Origin of the sequence: Actinomadura rubrisoli (genome assembly GCF_004349215.1) — a bacterium.
Lineage (GTDB): Bacteria > Actinomycetota > Actinomycetes > Streptosporangiales > Streptosporangiaceae > Spirillospora > Spirillospora rubrisoli.
Genome location: NZ_SMKU01000250.1, coordinates 1 through 14,044, shown reverse-complemented (window position 1 = coordinate 14,044; position 14,044 = coordinate 1). Strand labels below are relative to the sequence as shown.

General features: G+C 73.4%; 14 protein-coding genes and 1 pseudogene. 12 read left to right on the top strand and 3 right to left on the bottom strand.

Translation table 11 applies throughout. From position 1 onward, the window contains the following. On the bottom strand, positions 1-218 hold a 218-nt coding region (locus tag E1298_RS49760), incomplete at its 3' end, for a hypothetical protein (RefSeq protein WP_207944988.1). A 351-nt stretch (positions 219-569) separates the two neighbouring features. Between E1298_RS49760 and E1298_RS33515 the strand changes: the two genes are divergently transcribed. The 6 genes from E1298_RS33515 to E1298_RS33490 all read left to right on the top strand — a co-directional run bounded on the left by E1298_RS33515 (position 570) and on the right by E1298_RS33490 (position 7,081). After that, positions 570-1,820 carry a M23 family metallopeptidase gene (locus E1298_RS33515; RefSeq protein WP_165975807.1) on the top strand — a complete coding sequence of 417 codons (1,251 nt, stop codon included), beginning with the start codon at positions 570-572 and terminating at the stop codon, positions 1,818-1,820. Then, positions 1,801-2,622, top strand: a complete 822-nt coding sequence (locus tag E1298_RS33510; protein WP_131900469.1) for a ferric reductase-like transmembrane domain-containing protein — start codon at positions 1,801-1,803, stop codon at positions 2,620-2,622. The genes E1298_RS33515 and E1298_RS33510 overlap by 20 nt, the downstream gene beginning before the upstream one ends. Next, on the top strand, positions 2,619-4,133 hold the full coding sequence (locus E1298_RS33505; RefSeq protein WP_131900467.1) for an NADH-quinone oxidoreductase subunit NuoF family protein: 1,515 nt from the start codon (positions 2,619-2,621) through the stop codon (positions 4,131-4,133). Before E1298_RS33510 ends, E1298_RS33505 begins: the two co-directional genes overlap by 4 nt. A gap of 180 nt (positions 4,134-4,313) precedes the next feature. Continuing rightward, on the top strand, positions 4,314-4,916 hold the full coding sequence (locus E1298_RS33500) for a DUF4142 domain-containing protein (protein WP_131900473.1): 603 nt from the start codon (positions 4,314-4,316) through the stop codon (positions 4,914-4,916). A gap of 31 nt (positions 4,917-4,947) precedes the next feature. Next, complete coding sequence (locus E1298_RS33495) at positions 4,948-6,285, top strand: DUF1996 domain-containing protein (protein ID WP_131900465.1); 1,338 nt, start codon at positions 4,948-4,950, stop codon at positions 6,283-6,285. 136 nt (positions 6,286-6,421) lie between these two features. Continuing rightward, entirely contained in the window at positions 6,422-7,081 is a 660-nt protein-coding gene (locus E1298_RS33490; RefSeq protein WP_131900463.1) for an NAD(P)H-binding protein, read from the top strand. 67 nt (positions 7,082-7,148) lie between these two features. Here E1298_RS33490 and E1298_RS33485 read toward each other — a convergent pair whose 3' ends face one another. Continuing rightward, positions 7,149-8,939 carry an AMP-dependent synthetase/ligase gene (locus E1298_RS33485; RefSeq protein WP_131900462.1) on the bottom strand — a complete coding sequence of 597 codons (1,791 nt, stop codon included), beginning with the start codon at positions 8,937-8,939 and terminating at the stop codon, positions 7,149-7,151. 222 nt (positions 8,940-9,161) lie between these two features. On the opposite strand from E1298_RS33485, the gene E1298_RS33480 reads away from it, so the two are divergent. From E1298_RS33480 to E1298_RS33455, 6 genes are all read left to right on the top strand, one after another. After that, entirely contained in the window at positions 9,162-9,857 is a 696-nt protein-coding gene (locus tag E1298_RS33480; protein ID WP_131900460.1) for a copper homeostasis protein CutC, read from the top strand. A 74-nt stretch (positions 9,858-9,931) separates the two neighbouring features. Beyond that, positions 9,932-10,699, top strand: coding sequence for a metallophosphoesterase family protein (locus tag E1298_RS33475; RefSeq protein ID WP_131900458.1), 768 nt, complete (start codon positions 9,932-9,934; stop codon positions 10,697-10,699). 64 nt (positions 10,700-10,763) lie between these two features. Continuing rightward, on the top strand, positions 10,764-11,198 hold the full coding sequence (locus tag E1298_RS33470) for an SRPBCC family protein (protein ID WP_131900456.1): 435 nt from the start codon (positions 10,764-10,766) through the stop codon (positions 11,196-11,198). 64 nt (positions 11,199-11,262) lie between these two features. Beyond that, positions 11,263-11,715, top strand: a complete 453-nt coding sequence (locus E1298_RS33465) for a hypothetical protein (protein ID WP_131900454.1) — start codon at positions 11,263-11,265, stop codon at positions 11,713-11,715. Between the two features lie 36 nt (positions 11,716-11,751). Then, on the top strand, positions 11,752-12,741 hold the full coding sequence (locus tag E1298_RS33460) for an ROK family glucokinase (RefSeq protein WP_131900452.1): 990 nt from the start codon (positions 11,752-11,754) through the stop codon (positions 12,739-12,741). Positions 12,742-12,910: 169 nt separating this feature from the next. After that, positions 12,911-13,630 carry an endonuclease/exonuclease/phosphatase family protein gene (locus E1298_RS33455; protein WP_131900450.1) on the top strand — a complete coding sequence of 240 codons (720 nt, stop codon included), beginning with the start codon at positions 12,911-12,913 and terminating at the stop codon, positions 13,628-13,630. 203 nt (positions 13,631-13,833) lie between these two features. Here E1298_RS33455 and E1298_RS33450 read toward each other — a convergent pair. Then, a pseudogene (locus tag E1298_RS33450) lies at positions 13,834-14,044 on the bottom strand (hypothetical protein); the annotation flags it as partial.

Below are 14,044 nucleotides of genomic sequence, written 5' to 3'. Positions count from 1 at the left end.
CCCCACCACGCCCCTCCGAACCACCCGGCGCACAGCCGCCCGGTGCCCGACCGCCCGAGCCGCGCGGCGCCCAACCGCGCGGACCCCAGCCACCCGGCGCCCAGCCGCATGGGCCTCAGCCGTCCGGCGCCCAGCCGCGCGGCCCCGAGCCACGCGATCCTGGGACGCGCGGCCCTCAGCCACCCGAGCCGCGCGGCCCTCAGCCACGCGGTGTCCAACCGCGCGGCCCCGAGCCACGCGATCCTGGGACGCGCGGTCCTCAGCCATCAGGCGTACAACCGCGCGCTGCTCAGCTGCCCGAGCCGCGCGGCCCCGAGCCGCGCGATCACGGGATGCGCGGTCCTCAGCCACCTGGCGTACGGCCGCTCAGGCCAGAGCCGCGCGAGGGTGGGGTGCGCGGGTCTCAGTCGCGCGGTGCCCAACCGCTCGGGGCGCGCGGCCCCGGAGCGCGCGGGGCGGGGCGGCGGGCCGAGTCGCGGCAGCCTGCCCGTCTGTCCGGACGGCGGGGGAAGTCCGGGCGTCGGCCGCCCGGTGACCGGCGTCCCGGGCCTAGGGCGAGGCCGCGCGGGATGCGGGGGCCCGCCGACCGGCTGAGCGTCGGCGCGATCGTGCTGTCGTGCGTCGTCGGCCTGTCGCTGCTCGGGATCGTCGAGCGGGCCCTGCTGGACGGCCGGCCCATCAGCGCGTCCGGGACGGGCGGCTCCAAGCAGCTCGCCCGCGACCGCAAGCCCCGCGGCAAGCCCGCCCAGCGGCCGGCGCCGCACCGGCAGCCGGGCGGGGCGGGCGCACCCGCGCCGCCTGCGGCGCCCGACCCGCAGGCGCTCACCGCGCAGGTGCGGAAGCTGACCCTGGCGCAGCGCGGCGCGGCGGCCCGCCGGTCCTACGGCGCCGCCCCGGACCGCCCGCCGATCGTGGACGCGGCCCGGACCAGCGGCGACAAGACCTGGGTGTTCGGCACGACGGCGATCCCCGTCCCCGGCACCAGCGCCGCCACCCCCGAGATCGCGTTCTTCGCCGCGCGGTGGAGGCAGGGCCGGTGGCAGGTCGGGCTGTCCGGCGGCCCCGCGTTCAACGGGCTCCTGGGGGTGATGCCCGCGACCGTCATGTCGGCGGACGAGGCGCGCGCGCTGCGCCGGTACGGGGCCGTCACCGCCGAGCAGGCCACCGCGCTGGTCAACGGCACCCGGTCCGGCGACGGGCTGATGCTCCCGTGGAAGGTCGGCGCGTCCTGGTCGATGGCCGCCGGGGACGGGGCGGGCGCCACCCGGCCGCTCGGCTCGCTGGCCTTCTCGGGCGGCGACGGCCGTGTCGTCGCGTCCGGGAGCGGGCGGCTCTACCGGTTCTGCGAGGACGGCGCCGGCCGGGCGATGGTCATGATCGTCCACGCCAGCGGCCTGGCCACCACCTACTACCGGGTGCGCTCGGTCGCGCAGCTGCGCGACGGCAGCGTCGTCAAGCGCGGCGACCCCCTCGGCCGGACGGGCGGGGACCGGCCCTGCGGAGGGGCGGAGGCGCCTCGCGCGGAGGTCGGGTTCGACCTGCGCACGGGCGCCGAGGAGGTGCCGCTCGACGGGGCGGTGATCGGCGGATGGACCTTCCGGGAGCGTGCCAAGCCGCTCCTCGGCTACGCGGAGCGCGGCGCTCTCCAGGTGCTTCCAGGGGCCTTGCTGGCCAATCTCGGCCCGGTCCCCGCCGGGGACGAGCCGCCGTCATCGCCGTCCCCCGGCAAACCACCCGGGGACGGCGCAGATCCGGGCGGCGCTCCGGCGTCCCCCGCGACCGAGAAGAGGAGTCCGAGCGGTGCGAACACGCAACAGTGATGATCCCGCCGTGCCGACATGGGCGCTGCGCGCGATACTCGTCGGCGCAGTGCTGGTACTGGTCGGAGCAGCCACCCCGCCGGGGGCCGTCGCGGCGGCGAACGTGCAGTACTTCCTCTCCTTCTACGCGGGCGTCTTCACGCTGCTCGCGATGACCGCCGCCGTGATGAGCGGCCTGCTGGCGACCGAGCGGCTGATCCTGGGGATCCGGCACCGGGTGCTGGCCCAGGGCGTGCACCGCGCGTCCGCCGTCCTCGCGACGGCGATGGTGATCGCGCACATCGCGGTCAAGGTGCTGGGCGGCCTCGCGCTCCCCGCGCAGATCGTCGTCCCGGGCCTGGACCCGGTCGGGCTCGGCACGATCGCGTTCGAGCTGATGGTCCTGGTCGTGGTCACGGGAATGATGCGCGCGCGCTTCGCGTTCCGCGGGCGGCCCTGGGTGTGGCGGACGATGCACGCCCTGGCCTACGTCTCCTGGCCCTTCGGGATCGTGCACGGCCTGACCGCCGGGCGGACCGCCGCGGACTGGGTGACGCTCAGCTACGTCCTCAGCGTGGCGGGCGTCGCGCTGGCGCTGCTCACCCGGATGATCGTCGCGGTCAAGCCGCGGGAGGTCCGGCGCGCCGGGGACGAGATCGGCGCCCCGGTCACCGAGCGCGCGGCGGCGGGCGCGCGCGGCGCGGTCCGCACGCTGGAGACGCGCGGCCTGGCCGACGATCCGCGCGCCACCACCACCGATCCGCGCGGGACGCCCGTTCCCCGGACGGCCCGCGGTGGCCGGGACACCGAGGTCATGCGATGAGCTCCACCGTCGCCGTGGCGAACATCGGCGGCCCCCGGCTGACCCTGGGGTTCGACCGGTTCGACCGGCTCGACCTCGACCGGCACCTGGCCGTGCACGGCAAGCTCCGCGTCCCCGCCCTGGACGATCTCGTCCGGATGGCCGAGCAGGTCGACCTGCGGGGCCGCGGCGGCGCGGGCTTCCCGTTCGCGCGCAAGCTGATGGCCGTCGCCGCCCGCGTGAACTACCCGACGTCCGACCAGGATGTGCTGCTCCCCGGCGAGAAGCGCGACGCGCGCGGGTCGAGCGAGGACGTCGTGGTCGTGGTGAACGCCGCCGAGGGCGAGCCCGGCAGCTCCAAGGACAAGGTCCTGCTCGGCCGGGCGCCGCACCTGGTGCTGGACGGCGCGCAGATCGCCGCGTCCGCGCTCGGCACCCAGCGGATCGTGGTGGCCGTCGAGGACGACGAGGCCGCCAGGTCCGTGCGGGCCGCGATCGGCGAGCGGCGGATGGCCGCGCGGGTCGTCCGGCTGACCGAGCGGTTCATCTCGGGGGAGAGCGGCGCCGTGGTCCGGGCGATCAACGGCGAGACGCCGATCCCGCCGGGCGTCAAGGTCCGCGCCGCCGAGTCCGGGGTGGACGGGTACCCGACGCTGCTGTCCAACACCGAGACGTTCGCGCAGCTCGCCGTCCTGGTCTCCCTGGGCCCCGACCTGTACGCCTCCGCCGGGACGGACGACGAGCCGGGCACCACCCTGCTCACGGTCGGCGGCACCAAGGTCGTCGAGGCGCCGCTCGGCACGTCCCTGCGCGCCGTCCTCGATCTCTGCGACGTCCCGCCCGTCCCCGGCGTGCTCGTCGGCGGGTACCACGGGATCTGGCTCGACCCGGTCGCGGCCTCGCGGGCGGTGCTGTCGCGCGCGGGCATGCGCGCGGTGGGCGGGACGGTCGGCGCCGGGATCGTCCTCCCGCTCGCGCAGGGCACCTGCCCGCTCGGCGAGGTCACGCGGATCGCCTCCTACCTGGCCGCGCAGTCCGCCGGGCAATGCGGGCCGTGCCGCCTCGGACTGCCCGACGTCGTGCGCACCCTGAACGCCCTCAGCGACGGGTCGGGGACGGTGGAGGACGTCCGCCGCGCCGCCGGCATCGGACGCGGCCGCGGCGCCTGCACCCATCCCGACGGCACCGCCAAGTTCGTCCTGTCCGCGGTGGACGCGTTCACCGACGACATCGACGTCCACCGGTACGGGGGCACCTGCGGGCAGCCGACGTTCGGCGTCCTGCCGCTGCCCGTCCCGACCGGCGAGGAGGGGCGGGTGGCCATCGACTGGAGCCGCTGCGACGGGCACGGCCTGTGCGCCTACCTCGTCCCGGAGCTGATCCAGCTCGACCGGTACGGCTTCCCCGTCGTGCTGGGCACCGACATCCCGTCCTGGATGGAAAGGGACGTGCAGCGGGCGGTCGCCATGTGCCCCGCGCTCGCGCTGCGCGTCACAGGCGGTCTTCCCGGAAGCCCGGCGCGGCGCTCCTGACCTGGTCGGCACCTGCCATTTCGTGTGCGAGAAAAAGTGAAAACCGAGCATCGACCGATGAACCTCGGGCCCGGCGCGGTGCGTACCTCCTGGCGACCCGCGCCGGGTCCGTTCGGTGAACCTTCCCGAGAGGAGGAAGCAGTTCCCTTGAGGAAAAACTACGGTGCCGCAGAATTGCGCATGTTCCCCCGGCTGGGGCGCGGCCGTGTCCTCCTGCTCCTGGCCGCGGTGGCCGCCGTCGTGGCGGCCTTCGCGATGGTGCTCAGCCCGGCGGGCGGCCTGGCCCCCGCCGACGGCGCGACGAGGGGCGGCACGACCAAGACCCGCTGGGGCCCGATGGGCGCCCTCGACAGGACGCTGCTCGTCAAGGTCAGGCAGGCCGGCCTCTGGGAGATGCCCGCAGGTCAGCAGGCCCAGCAGCGCGCCTCCAGCCCCCGGGTGAAGGAGGTCGGAAACATGATCATGCAGCAGCACATGGCGCTGGACGCCGACACCCGGGCCACCGCGCAGCGGCTCGACGTCCTGCTGCCCACCGAGCCCAACGGCAGCCAGAAGAGCTGGCTGCGGGAAATGTCGGGCAAGTTCGGCGGCGATTATGACAAGACCTTCGTGCTGCGGCTGCGCGCCGCCCACGGGCAGGTCTTCAGCGTCATCGCCAAGGTGCGCGCGCAGACCGAGAACAGCGAGATCCGCGCGTTCGCCGAACGCGCGATGAAGTTCGTCAGCACCCATATGTCATTGCTGGAGAGCACGGGCCTGGTCACCAGGTCGGCTTTGCACTGACGAGCATCCCACCCCGCAAAGGGAGTCCTCCATGGGAAGAAAGAAAAAGGCCCTCGCCGTGCTGGTCCCGGCGCTCGTCCTTGTCGCGTCGGCGGCCGAGATGTCGCCGGCGGGGGCCACGGCCCTCCAGATCGGCGACCGCGCGGCCGCCGCCGCCGACCCGACCGATCCGCCGGACGGCGGGGACGGGAACGGCGATCCGGGCGGCGGCGGCCAGATCGGCGACGGCCAGCAACAGGATCCGAACGGCGGCCAGTCACAGGATCCGGACGGCGGCCAGCAGCAGGACCCCAACGGCGGTCAGTCACAGGATCCGAACGGCGGCCAGCAGCAAGACCCCAACGGCGGTCAGTCACAGGATCCGAACGGCGGCCAGCAGCAAGACCCCAACGGCGGCCAGAACGGTGACGGCCAGCAGCAGGACGACGGCCAGAACCAGAACGGCCAGCAGCAGCTACAACAGCAACAGCAACAGCAGCAGGGAGTGAAGCAGGGCCCGAACCGGAACCAGTTCGTCGACATCCGGCGGGCCCCGCGCGTGGCGCAGGCGCGGCGGGGCCGCGGCGGCTCCAGCGGCTCGTTCACCTCGAACTGCGGCCGGAACGCCGGCCAGCAGCACAGCAACCCCGACAACTTCGTCGTCGCGCCCGGCGTCCAGAACGGGGCGCACCACATCCACGACTACGTGGGCAACCTCTCGACCGACGCGTTCTCGACCGACCAGAGCCTCGCCGCCGCCGGGACGACCTGCACGAACGGCGACAAGTCGACCTACTACTGGCCGGTCATGCGGCTGCGCAAGGGGCAGGACGGCTCCGATGCGGCGGCCCAGAGCAAGCAGGACGGCAACATCGGCTCGATCGTCACGCCCGCGTCCGCGCAATTGCAGTTCCTCGGGAACCCGCGCAGCAAGGTGACCGCGATGCCGCGGTTCATGCGGATCATCATGGGGGACGCCAAGGCGGCGACGAACGGCACGGGGAACGCCCGCGCCAAATGGACCTGCAGCGGCTTCGCCGACCGGGCGTTCACCGACAAGTACCCGCTGTGCCCGCGCGGCAGCCGCGTGACGCGCGTGCTGGAGTTCGCGAGCTGCTGGGACGGTCAGAACACCGACAGCGCCAACCACCGCAGCCACATCGTCTTCCCCGACCAGGCCGGGAACTGCCCGCAGGGGACGAAGGCCGTGCCGCAGCTGCGGATGACGCTGAGCTACAACCTGCCCGCCCAGCCGCTGGCGTTCGCGCTGGACACCTTCCCCGAGCAGGGGCACGACCCGGTGACCGACCACGCGGACTTCGAGAACGTGATGCCGAACAACCTGATGCGGCGCGCCGTGTCCTGCATCAACTCGGGGCGCGCCTGCTGACCCCCGAACCGGGATCGTCCGGTCCGTCCAGGGACGTCCCGGACGTGCGGCCGGTGCGGGCGCCTCCTCGACATCGGCGCGCCCGCACCGGCCGCGCTCCCGCGCCGGACGGGGCCATGGTCCGTAGGATCGCGGCATGAACGTAGTGATCGCGGGCGGGCACGGGCAGATCGCGCTGCGGCTGTCCCGGCTGCTGGCCGCGCGGGGGGACACCGTGCTGAGCGTCATCCGCAACACCGCCCACGCCGGCGAGGTGCGGGCGACGGGGGCGGGGCCGGTCGTGTGCGACCTGGAGACCGCGCCCGTCGAGGAGGTCACCGACGTGGTGACCGGGGCGGACGCGGTCGTGTTCGCCGCCGGGGCGGGGCCGGGCAGCGGCGCGGCGCGCAAGGACACCGTCGACCGGGCCGCCTCGGTGCTGCTCGCGGACGCGGCGGAGCGCGCCGGGGTCCGCGACTTCGTCCAGATCTCCGCCATGGGCGCGGACGACCCGCCCGCGCCGGGCCGCGACGAGGTCTGGGCCGCCTACATCCGGGCCAAGGGCGAGGCCGAGGACGATCTGCGGGCGCGCGACGGCCTGGACTGGCTGATCCTCCGCCCGGGACGCCTCACGGGCGACCCGGGCACCGGCCTCGTCGAACTCGCCGCCCCGCCCATCGGAAGGGGTGAGGTGACGCGAGACGACGTCGCCGCCGTGATCGTCGCGCTGCTGGACGCGCGCGGCGTCCGGCGCCGCACGCTCGACCTCCTCAACGGCGGCACGCCGATCGCCGGCGCAGTGGCCGCCCTCGACTGACGCACTCGCCCTCCGCTGACGCGCCCGCCCTCCGCGTGCAGCGGATCGCGTCCGCGCCGGAACGGGGTCAGGCGGTGTAGAGGGCGTCGATCTCGTCGGCGAAGTCCTTCACCACCACGTTGCGCTTGACCTTGAGGCTCGGCGTCATGTGCCCGGCCGCCTCGGTGAAGTCCACGCCGAGGATCGCGTACTTCTTGATCGCCTCGGCGTGGCTGACGGACCGGTTGGCGCCCGCGACCGCCCTCTCGATCTCGGCGACGAGGTCGGGGTCGGCGCGCAGCTCGTCCACCGTCATCGCGGCGGGCTTGCCGTGCCGCTCCTTCCACGGCCCGAGCGCCTCCTCGTCCAGCGTGATCAGGGCGCTGATGAACTTGCGGCCGTCGCCGACGACGAGGCACTGGCTGACCAGGGGGCTGGCGCGCAGCCTGTCCTCCAGCGGGGCGGGCGCCACGTTCTTGCCCGCGGCGGTGACGAGGATCTCCTTCTTCCGGCCGGTGATCCTCAGGAAGCCCTCGTCGTCCAGGGAGCCGAGGTCGCCGGTGTGGAACCAGCCGTCCTCCAGGGCCTCCTTGGTGGCGGTCTCGTTGTTCCAGTAGCCGCGCAGGACGTTGACCCCGCGGACGAGGACCTCGCCGTCCTCGGCGACGCGGACGTCCACACCGGGGATCAGCGCACCGACCGTGCCGATCTTGTTGGCGGAGGGGCGGTTCACGCTGACGGGGGCGGTGGTCTCGGTGAGGCCGTAGCCCTCCAGGATCGTGATGCCGACGCCGCGGAAGAAGTGGCCGAGGCGCTCGCCCAGCGCGGCGCCGCCGGACACCGCGAACTCCACCCTCCCGCCGACCGCCGCGCGCAGCTTGCCGTAGACCAGCACGTCGAAGAGCTTGTGCCTGGCCTTGAGCGCGAGGCCGGGACCGCCGGAGTCCAGCGCCCGGCTGTAGGCGATCGCGGTGCCGGCCGCCGCCTTGAAGATCTTGCCCTTGCCGTCCGCCGCGGCCTTCTGCTCGGCGCCGTTGTAGACCTTCTCGAACACGCGGGGCACGGCCAGCAGGAACGTGGGCCGGAACGAGGCGAGGTCGGGCAGCAGGTTGGGGACGTCGCTGTGCGCCAGGACGAGGCCGCCCTCGACGCACAGCACCTCGATCAGCCGGGCGAACACGTGGGCGAGCGGCAGGAACAGCAGCGTGGAGCCGCCCTCCACCACGACCTCGGCGATCGCGCCCTGGATGGCGTTGCGGGCGGTCAGCACCAAATTCGCGTGGGTGATCTCACAGCCCTTCGGGCGGCCGGTGGTGCCGGAGGTGTAGATGAGCGTGGCCAGGTCCGCGCCGGTGCGCGAGCGGCGGCGCTCCTCCACGGCGGCGTCGGCGACCTCCGCGCCGAGCGCGGTGACCTCGGCGACGGCGCCCGCGTCGATGCCCCAGACATGCGCGAGGTCGGGCAGGTTCCCCCGGATCCCGTCGAGAGCGGCCACGTGCGCGGCGGTCTCGGCGAACACGCCCTTGGCGCCGGAGTCGCCGACGATCCACTCGATCTGCTCGTCCGACGACGTCTCGTAGACCGGGACGGAGACCGCGCCGGCCGTCCAGATCGCGTAGTCGAGGACGGTCCACTCGTAGCGGGTCTGCGACATCAGGGCGATTCGATCGCCGGGCTCGATCCCGGCCGCGATGAGGCCCTTGGCCACGCCGGCGACCTCGGCGGCGAACTCGGCCGCGGTGACGGCGCTCCAGGCGCCGCCGCTCCGGCGGCGCAGGACGATGGCACCGGGCTCCTCGGCGGCCCGGGTGAAGGGCGCGTCGGTCAGATTGGCGGAGTCGGGGACCTCCACCATCGCGGGGACGCTGAACTCGCGCACGGCCCACTCCTTGGCTGATCTCGGGGACGGCGGGGAAACCGTGTCCGGCTTCTCCGAAAGAGAATGATACCCATGAGTAGGGAAACGCCCTCCGGGAGCGCGTTCCCGGCTCCCGCGATTAAGGGCCGGGCAAAGTCCGCTCGCGGGCCGGGGCGCCGGCCGCCGATTCGCCTACGCTTGATCTGGCCGCACACCGTCCGCCACGGACCCAGGGGGATCGCCATGTCGCTGCTTGAGGTGATCGCGCTGACCGCCGCCGACGCGCGCGCGGCCCAGGAGGGCGGCGCCGACAGGATCGAGGTCGTCGCCGACATGGCCGCCGACGGGCTCACCCCCGATCCCGACCTCGTCGAGGCGATGCGGAAGGTCACGTCCCTGCCGATGCGGGTGATGCTGCGGGCCAACGGCGGCTTCCGCACCACAGGCGCCGAGCTGGACCGGCTGCGGCACGCCGCCGGCAAGCTCGCCGAGGCGGGCGCGGACGGCTTCGTCCTCGGCTTCCTCGACTCCTTCGGCCACATCGACACCGCCGCGACCGGCAAGCTCGCCGCCGTCGCCGCGCCCCTGCCGTGGACGTTCCACCGGGCGCTCGACCACGCCGTCGACCCCGTCCCGGCCTGGGACGTCGTCCGCCACCTCGGCGGCGGGCTCGACACCGTCCTCACGGCCGGCTCCGCGCGGGGCGTGGACGCCGGGGTGGACGTCCTGGTCCGCCGCGCCGCCGAGGACCCCGACGCGGCCGGAATGATCATGGCCGGGGGCGGGCTGCGCCGCAAGCACGTCGCGGTCCTCGCGGCGGCGGGCGTCACCGCCTTCCACGTGGGCACCGCCGTCCGTCCCGACGGCGCCTGGGACGCCCCGGTCGACGCCGCCCTGGTGAGCGAGTGGCGCTCCCTGGTGTCGGCGGCCGCGGGCTGACCCCGGACCACCGGCCGGTGCCCGGATGGTGGCGGGCCGTGTTCGCCGCGAAGCCGTCCTATTAGAGTCGGTTTATGAGGATCCACGTGGTGAGCGACGTTCATGGCCGCGCGGAGGCGCTCAAGAGCGCCGGGGACGGCGCGGACGCGCTCATCTGCCTCGGCGACCTGATCCTGTTCATCGACTACTCCGACCACGCTCAGGGGATCTTCGCCGACCTGTTCGGCCAGGAGAACGCCGACCGCTTCATCGCGCTGCGGACGCGCAAGCGCTTCGACGAGGCGCGCGAGTTCTCGCGGGGGCTCTGGGCGGGGCTCGACGGTGAGGCGTGGCCGCACATCGAGCAGGCGGTCGACCGGCAGTACGCGGAGCTGTTCGAGGCGATGCCGACCCCCGCCTACCTCACCTACGGCAACGTCGACATCCCGCGCATGTGGGGCCCGCACCTGCGCGACGGGCACCGCGTCCTGGACGGGGAGACCGTCGAGCTGGGCGGGCTGACGTTCGGGTTCGTCGGCGGCGGCCTGCGCACCGAGTACCGCACCCCCTACGAGCTGGACGACGAGACGTACGCGGCCAAGGTCGAGGCGGTGGGGGAGGTGGACGTGCTGTGCTGCCACATCCCGCCCGCCGTCCCCGAACTGCTGTACGACACGGTGGCGCGCCGGTTCGAGCGGGGCAGCGAGGCGATCCTGGACGCCGTCCACCGGACGCAGCCGAAGTACGTGCTCTTCGGGCATGTGCACCAGCCGCTCGCGAGCCGCATGCGCATCGGGCGCACCGAATGCGTGAACGTGGGTCACTTCCGGGCCCGCGGGGTGCCGTACGTCCTGTCGGTGTGAAAGATACTTCTGTAGGACACCGGGCCCGGGCCGCGGGTCCTACCCGATCCGGAGGGAAACGCAGATGGCGGACCGCACGAGCTCTTCCATCACCATCAAGGCCGGGAAGGCCGAGATCATGGCGGTGATCGCCGATCTGGAGTCCTATCCGGACTGGGCCAGCGGCATCCGCGAGTTCACCGTCCAGGCGACGGGCGGCGACGGGCGCGCCCAGCGCGCCCGTCTGACGTTCGACGGCGGCCCGTTCAGCGACACCGTGGGCCTCGCCTACACCTGGGAGGGCGACGACCGGGTGGTGTGGGAGCTGGTCGAGAAGGGCAACGTCGTGACCGGCCTGCACGGCACCTACGCCCTGGCCGAGGCGGGCGACGGCACCGAGGTGACCTACGAGCTGGCCGTGGACGTGCGCGTCCCCATGATCGGCATGGTCAAGCGCAAGGGCGAGAAGCGGATCATCGACTCCGCGCTCAAGGGACTCAAGCGGCACGTCGAGCGCTGAGCGTGCTCTTCCGGTCGCGAAGGGCGATACCGTTTCACGCCGACGACGGATGGAAGAAGTGGTGATGAACGAGCAGCCAGGCGACGTCCTCGACGAGGCGGCCAAGCTCTTCGACGCCCTGCGCAGGCGCATGGGCGGCGGCGGGACCGGCGGCGGGACCGGCGCGGACGCCGGCGACGTGTGGGGCCGGGCGACCGCCGAGGACCCGCACATCGCCACCGGCGCACCCGAATGCCGGAACTGCCCGATCTGCCGGGCCATCGCGATCCAGCGCGAGTCCGGCGCGGACGTGGGCCGGCACGTGCGGGAGGCCGGGCAGTCGCTGCTGGCCGCAGCGCTGGACGTGGTGGCCGCCTTCGACCGCACGCGCGGGAGCCGTCCGCCGGAGGCGTCGCCGGGTCCGCGGACGGGTACGTCCGAGCGGTCGGGCCGATCGCCGCGAGACGGCCGTCCGGAACGCCCGGAGCCGGGCGACGCGTGGTCGGCCGCCACCGGCGGCTCCATCGACATCGGCTAGCTCCAGCCGGGGCGCGTGAAGGAGGAGGAAGCGTTCATGGCCCTGACCATCGGCGTGGATGTGGGCGGCACGAAGGTGGCCGCGGGGGTCGTCGACGACCGGGGAACGATCCTGGAGAAGGTCCGCAGGCCGACTCCCTCGACCAACCCCAAGGAGACCGCCGAGGTCATCGCCGAGGTCGTCGATCTACTCAAGGGCAAGTTCGAGGAGGTCTCGGCGGTCGGGCTCGGCACCGCCGGCTTCGTCGACGAGACGCGCTCCACCGTGCTGTTCGCCCCCAACCTGGCCTGGCGCGACGAGCCGATCAAGGAGAAGGTCGAGAGCCGGGTCGGGCTGCCCGTCGTCGTCGAGAACGACGGCAACGCCACCGCCTGGGGCGAGGCCAGGTTCGGCGCCGGCCGCGGGGAGAACTTCATCGTCCTGGTGGCGCTCGGCACCGGCATCGGCGGCGGCATCATCATCAACGGCGAGCTCTACCGGGGCCAGTTCGGCATCGGCGCCGAGATGGGCCACTTCCGCGTCGTCCCGGACGGGCGGCGCTGCGGCTGCGGCAACCGGGGCTGCTGGGAGCAGTACGCCAGCGGCAACGCCCTCGTCCACGAGGCCCGCGACCTGGCCCGCGTCGCCCCCGCGATGGCCGGACGGCTCCTGGAGCTCGGCGACGGACGACCCGAGGGCATCAGCGGCCCCGAGGTCACCCAGGCGGCCCGCGAAGGCGACAAGGCCGCACTGGAATGCTTCCGCACGGTCGCGCACTGGGCGGGCCAGGGCCTGGCCGACCTCAGCGCGATCCTGGACCCCGGCGCGTTCATCATCGGCGGCGGCCTCTCGGACGCGGGCGACCTGCTGCTCGACCCCGTCCGAGTGGCGTTCGAGGACGCACTGACCGGCCGCGGCCACCGCCCCCTGCCCGACATCCGCATCGCCGAACTGGGCTCAGCCGCCGGCATAGTCGGCGCCGCCGATCTTGCGCGTTCAATTAATGCAATCCCGGCCCAGGGCTACTCGCCTAGCGGCTCTGTTTAATTCAATCCCGGCCCAAGGTGCTCGCCTGGCGGCTCGTACCTTGACCGTGCTTGTGCGATCGCGAATCGCTTCGCGATCTTCCCGGGGGATGCTCGCCTTCGGCTTCGCATCCCCCGGTCAGGTCGCGCGATCACGTGCAAGCTGAGGTCGTTGGGGGAGGGAGGTGAATGTGACGTCCGTTCGGGTGCTCAGTTACAACATCAGGTCTTTGCGGGACGATCCGGCGGCCGTGGCCCGGGTCGTCCGGGCGGTCGGTCCTGACGTGGCGTGCTTGCAGGAGGTGCCGCGGTTCTGGGGCTGGCGGGCGCAGCGCCGCCGCCTGGCGCGCGACTGCGGAATGCATATCGCGGCGGGGCGGCGGGCGTGCGGGGTGGCCGTCCTGGCGGCGCCGCACGTCCGGCGGGTGACCCGCGAGTTCCACCTGCTGACCCCCGCCCCGGACCTGCATCGCAGGGCCTTGGCCATCGCCGTCCTGGAGTTCGGCCAAGGGGACGACCGGACGCGGCTCATCGCGGCCAGCACACACCTCGACCTGGCGACCGGCCCGCGCCACCGGCACACCGGCGAGGTCCTCGCCCTGCTGGACCAGGCCCAACGCCGATATGAGGCGCCGGTGGTGCTGACCGGCGACATCAACGAGGAGCCGGGCGGCCCGTCTTGGTCCTTGCTGGCCGAGCGCTTTCAGGACGGCTTCGCCGTGGCGCCGGCGGGTGCCGAGCTGACCTTCTCCGCCCGCGACCCGCGCAGACGCATCGACGGCGTCTTCGCCGACCCGTCCATCGAGGTGGTCGGCTGCGGAGTACCGGAAGACGACAAGGTCCCGGCCGTCGACCTCCTCCTGGCCACCGACCACCGCCCAGTCCTCGCAGACCTCCGAATCACGGCCTGACCTGGCAAGCAAGCGGTCTGACGCGAACGGCGACGGACCCAGGTCCGTCCAACGACCTCAGCTCGCACGCGATCGCGCGACCTGACCGGGGGATGCGAAGCCGAAGGCGAGCATCCCCCGGGAAGATCGCGAAGCGATTCGCGATCGCACAAGCACGGTCAGCGGGCGAGCCGCCAGGCGAGCCCGCTGGGCCGGGATTGCAATTAAACAACAGCTCCGTCGTCGGGGTCGCGGGGTTCGTCGCCCATGCGCAGGACGAGGGTCACAAAGCCGCCGATGAAGGCGGCGACGGCCAGGAACGCGGCCCAGCCGGGGACCTCCCAGTCGAGGATGACCGTGACCAGGAGGTAGACGGGGCCGCCGATCAGGGCGATCCAGGCGCCCTTGGTGAGGGGGTCGGCACTGGGGAGCTGT

Excerpts from the sequence above, each read along its gene's own strand:
- E1298_RS33515 (WP_165975807.1), top strand. The coding sequence starts at position 570 with ATGCGGGGGCCCGCCGACCGGCTGAGCGTCGGCGCGATCGTGCTGTCG.
- E1298_RS33505 (WP_131900467.1), top strand. The coding sequence starts at position 2,619 with ATGAGCTCCACCGTCGCCGTGGCGAACATCGGCGGCCCCCGGCTGACC.
- E1298_RS33500 (WP_131900473.1), top strand. The coding sequence starts at position 4,314 with ATGTTCCCCCGGCTGGGGCGCGGCCGTGTCCTCCTGCTCCTGGCCGCG.
- E1298_RS33495 (WP_131900465.1), top strand. The coding sequence starts at position 4,948 with ATGGGAAGAAAGAAAAAGGCCCTCGCCGTGCTGGTCCCGGCGCTCGTC.
- E1298_RS33490 (WP_131900463.1), top strand. The coding sequence starts at position 6,422 with ATGAACGTAGTGATCGCGGGCGGGCACGGGCAGATCGCGCTGCGGCTG.
- E1298_RS33480 (WP_131900460.1), top strand. The coding sequence starts at position 9,162 with ATGTCGCTGCTTGAGGTGATCGCGCTGACCGCCGCCGACGCGCGCGCG.
- E1298_RS33475 (WP_131900458.1), top strand. The coding sequence starts at position 9,932 with ATGAGGATCCACGTGGTGAGCGACGTTCATGGCCGCGCGGAGGCGCTC.
- E1298_RS33470 (WP_131900456.1), top strand. The coding sequence starts at position 10,764 with ATGGCGGACCGCACGAGCTCTTCCATCACCATCAAGGCCGGGAAGGCC.
- E1298_RS33465 (WP_131900454.1), top strand. The coding sequence starts at position 11,263 with ATGAACGAGCAGCCAGGCGACGTCCTCGACGAGGCGGCCAAGCTCTTC.
- E1298_RS33460 (WP_131900452.1), top strand. The coding sequence starts at position 11,752 with ATGGCCCTGACCATCGGCGTGGATGTGGGCGGCACGAAGGTGGCCGCG.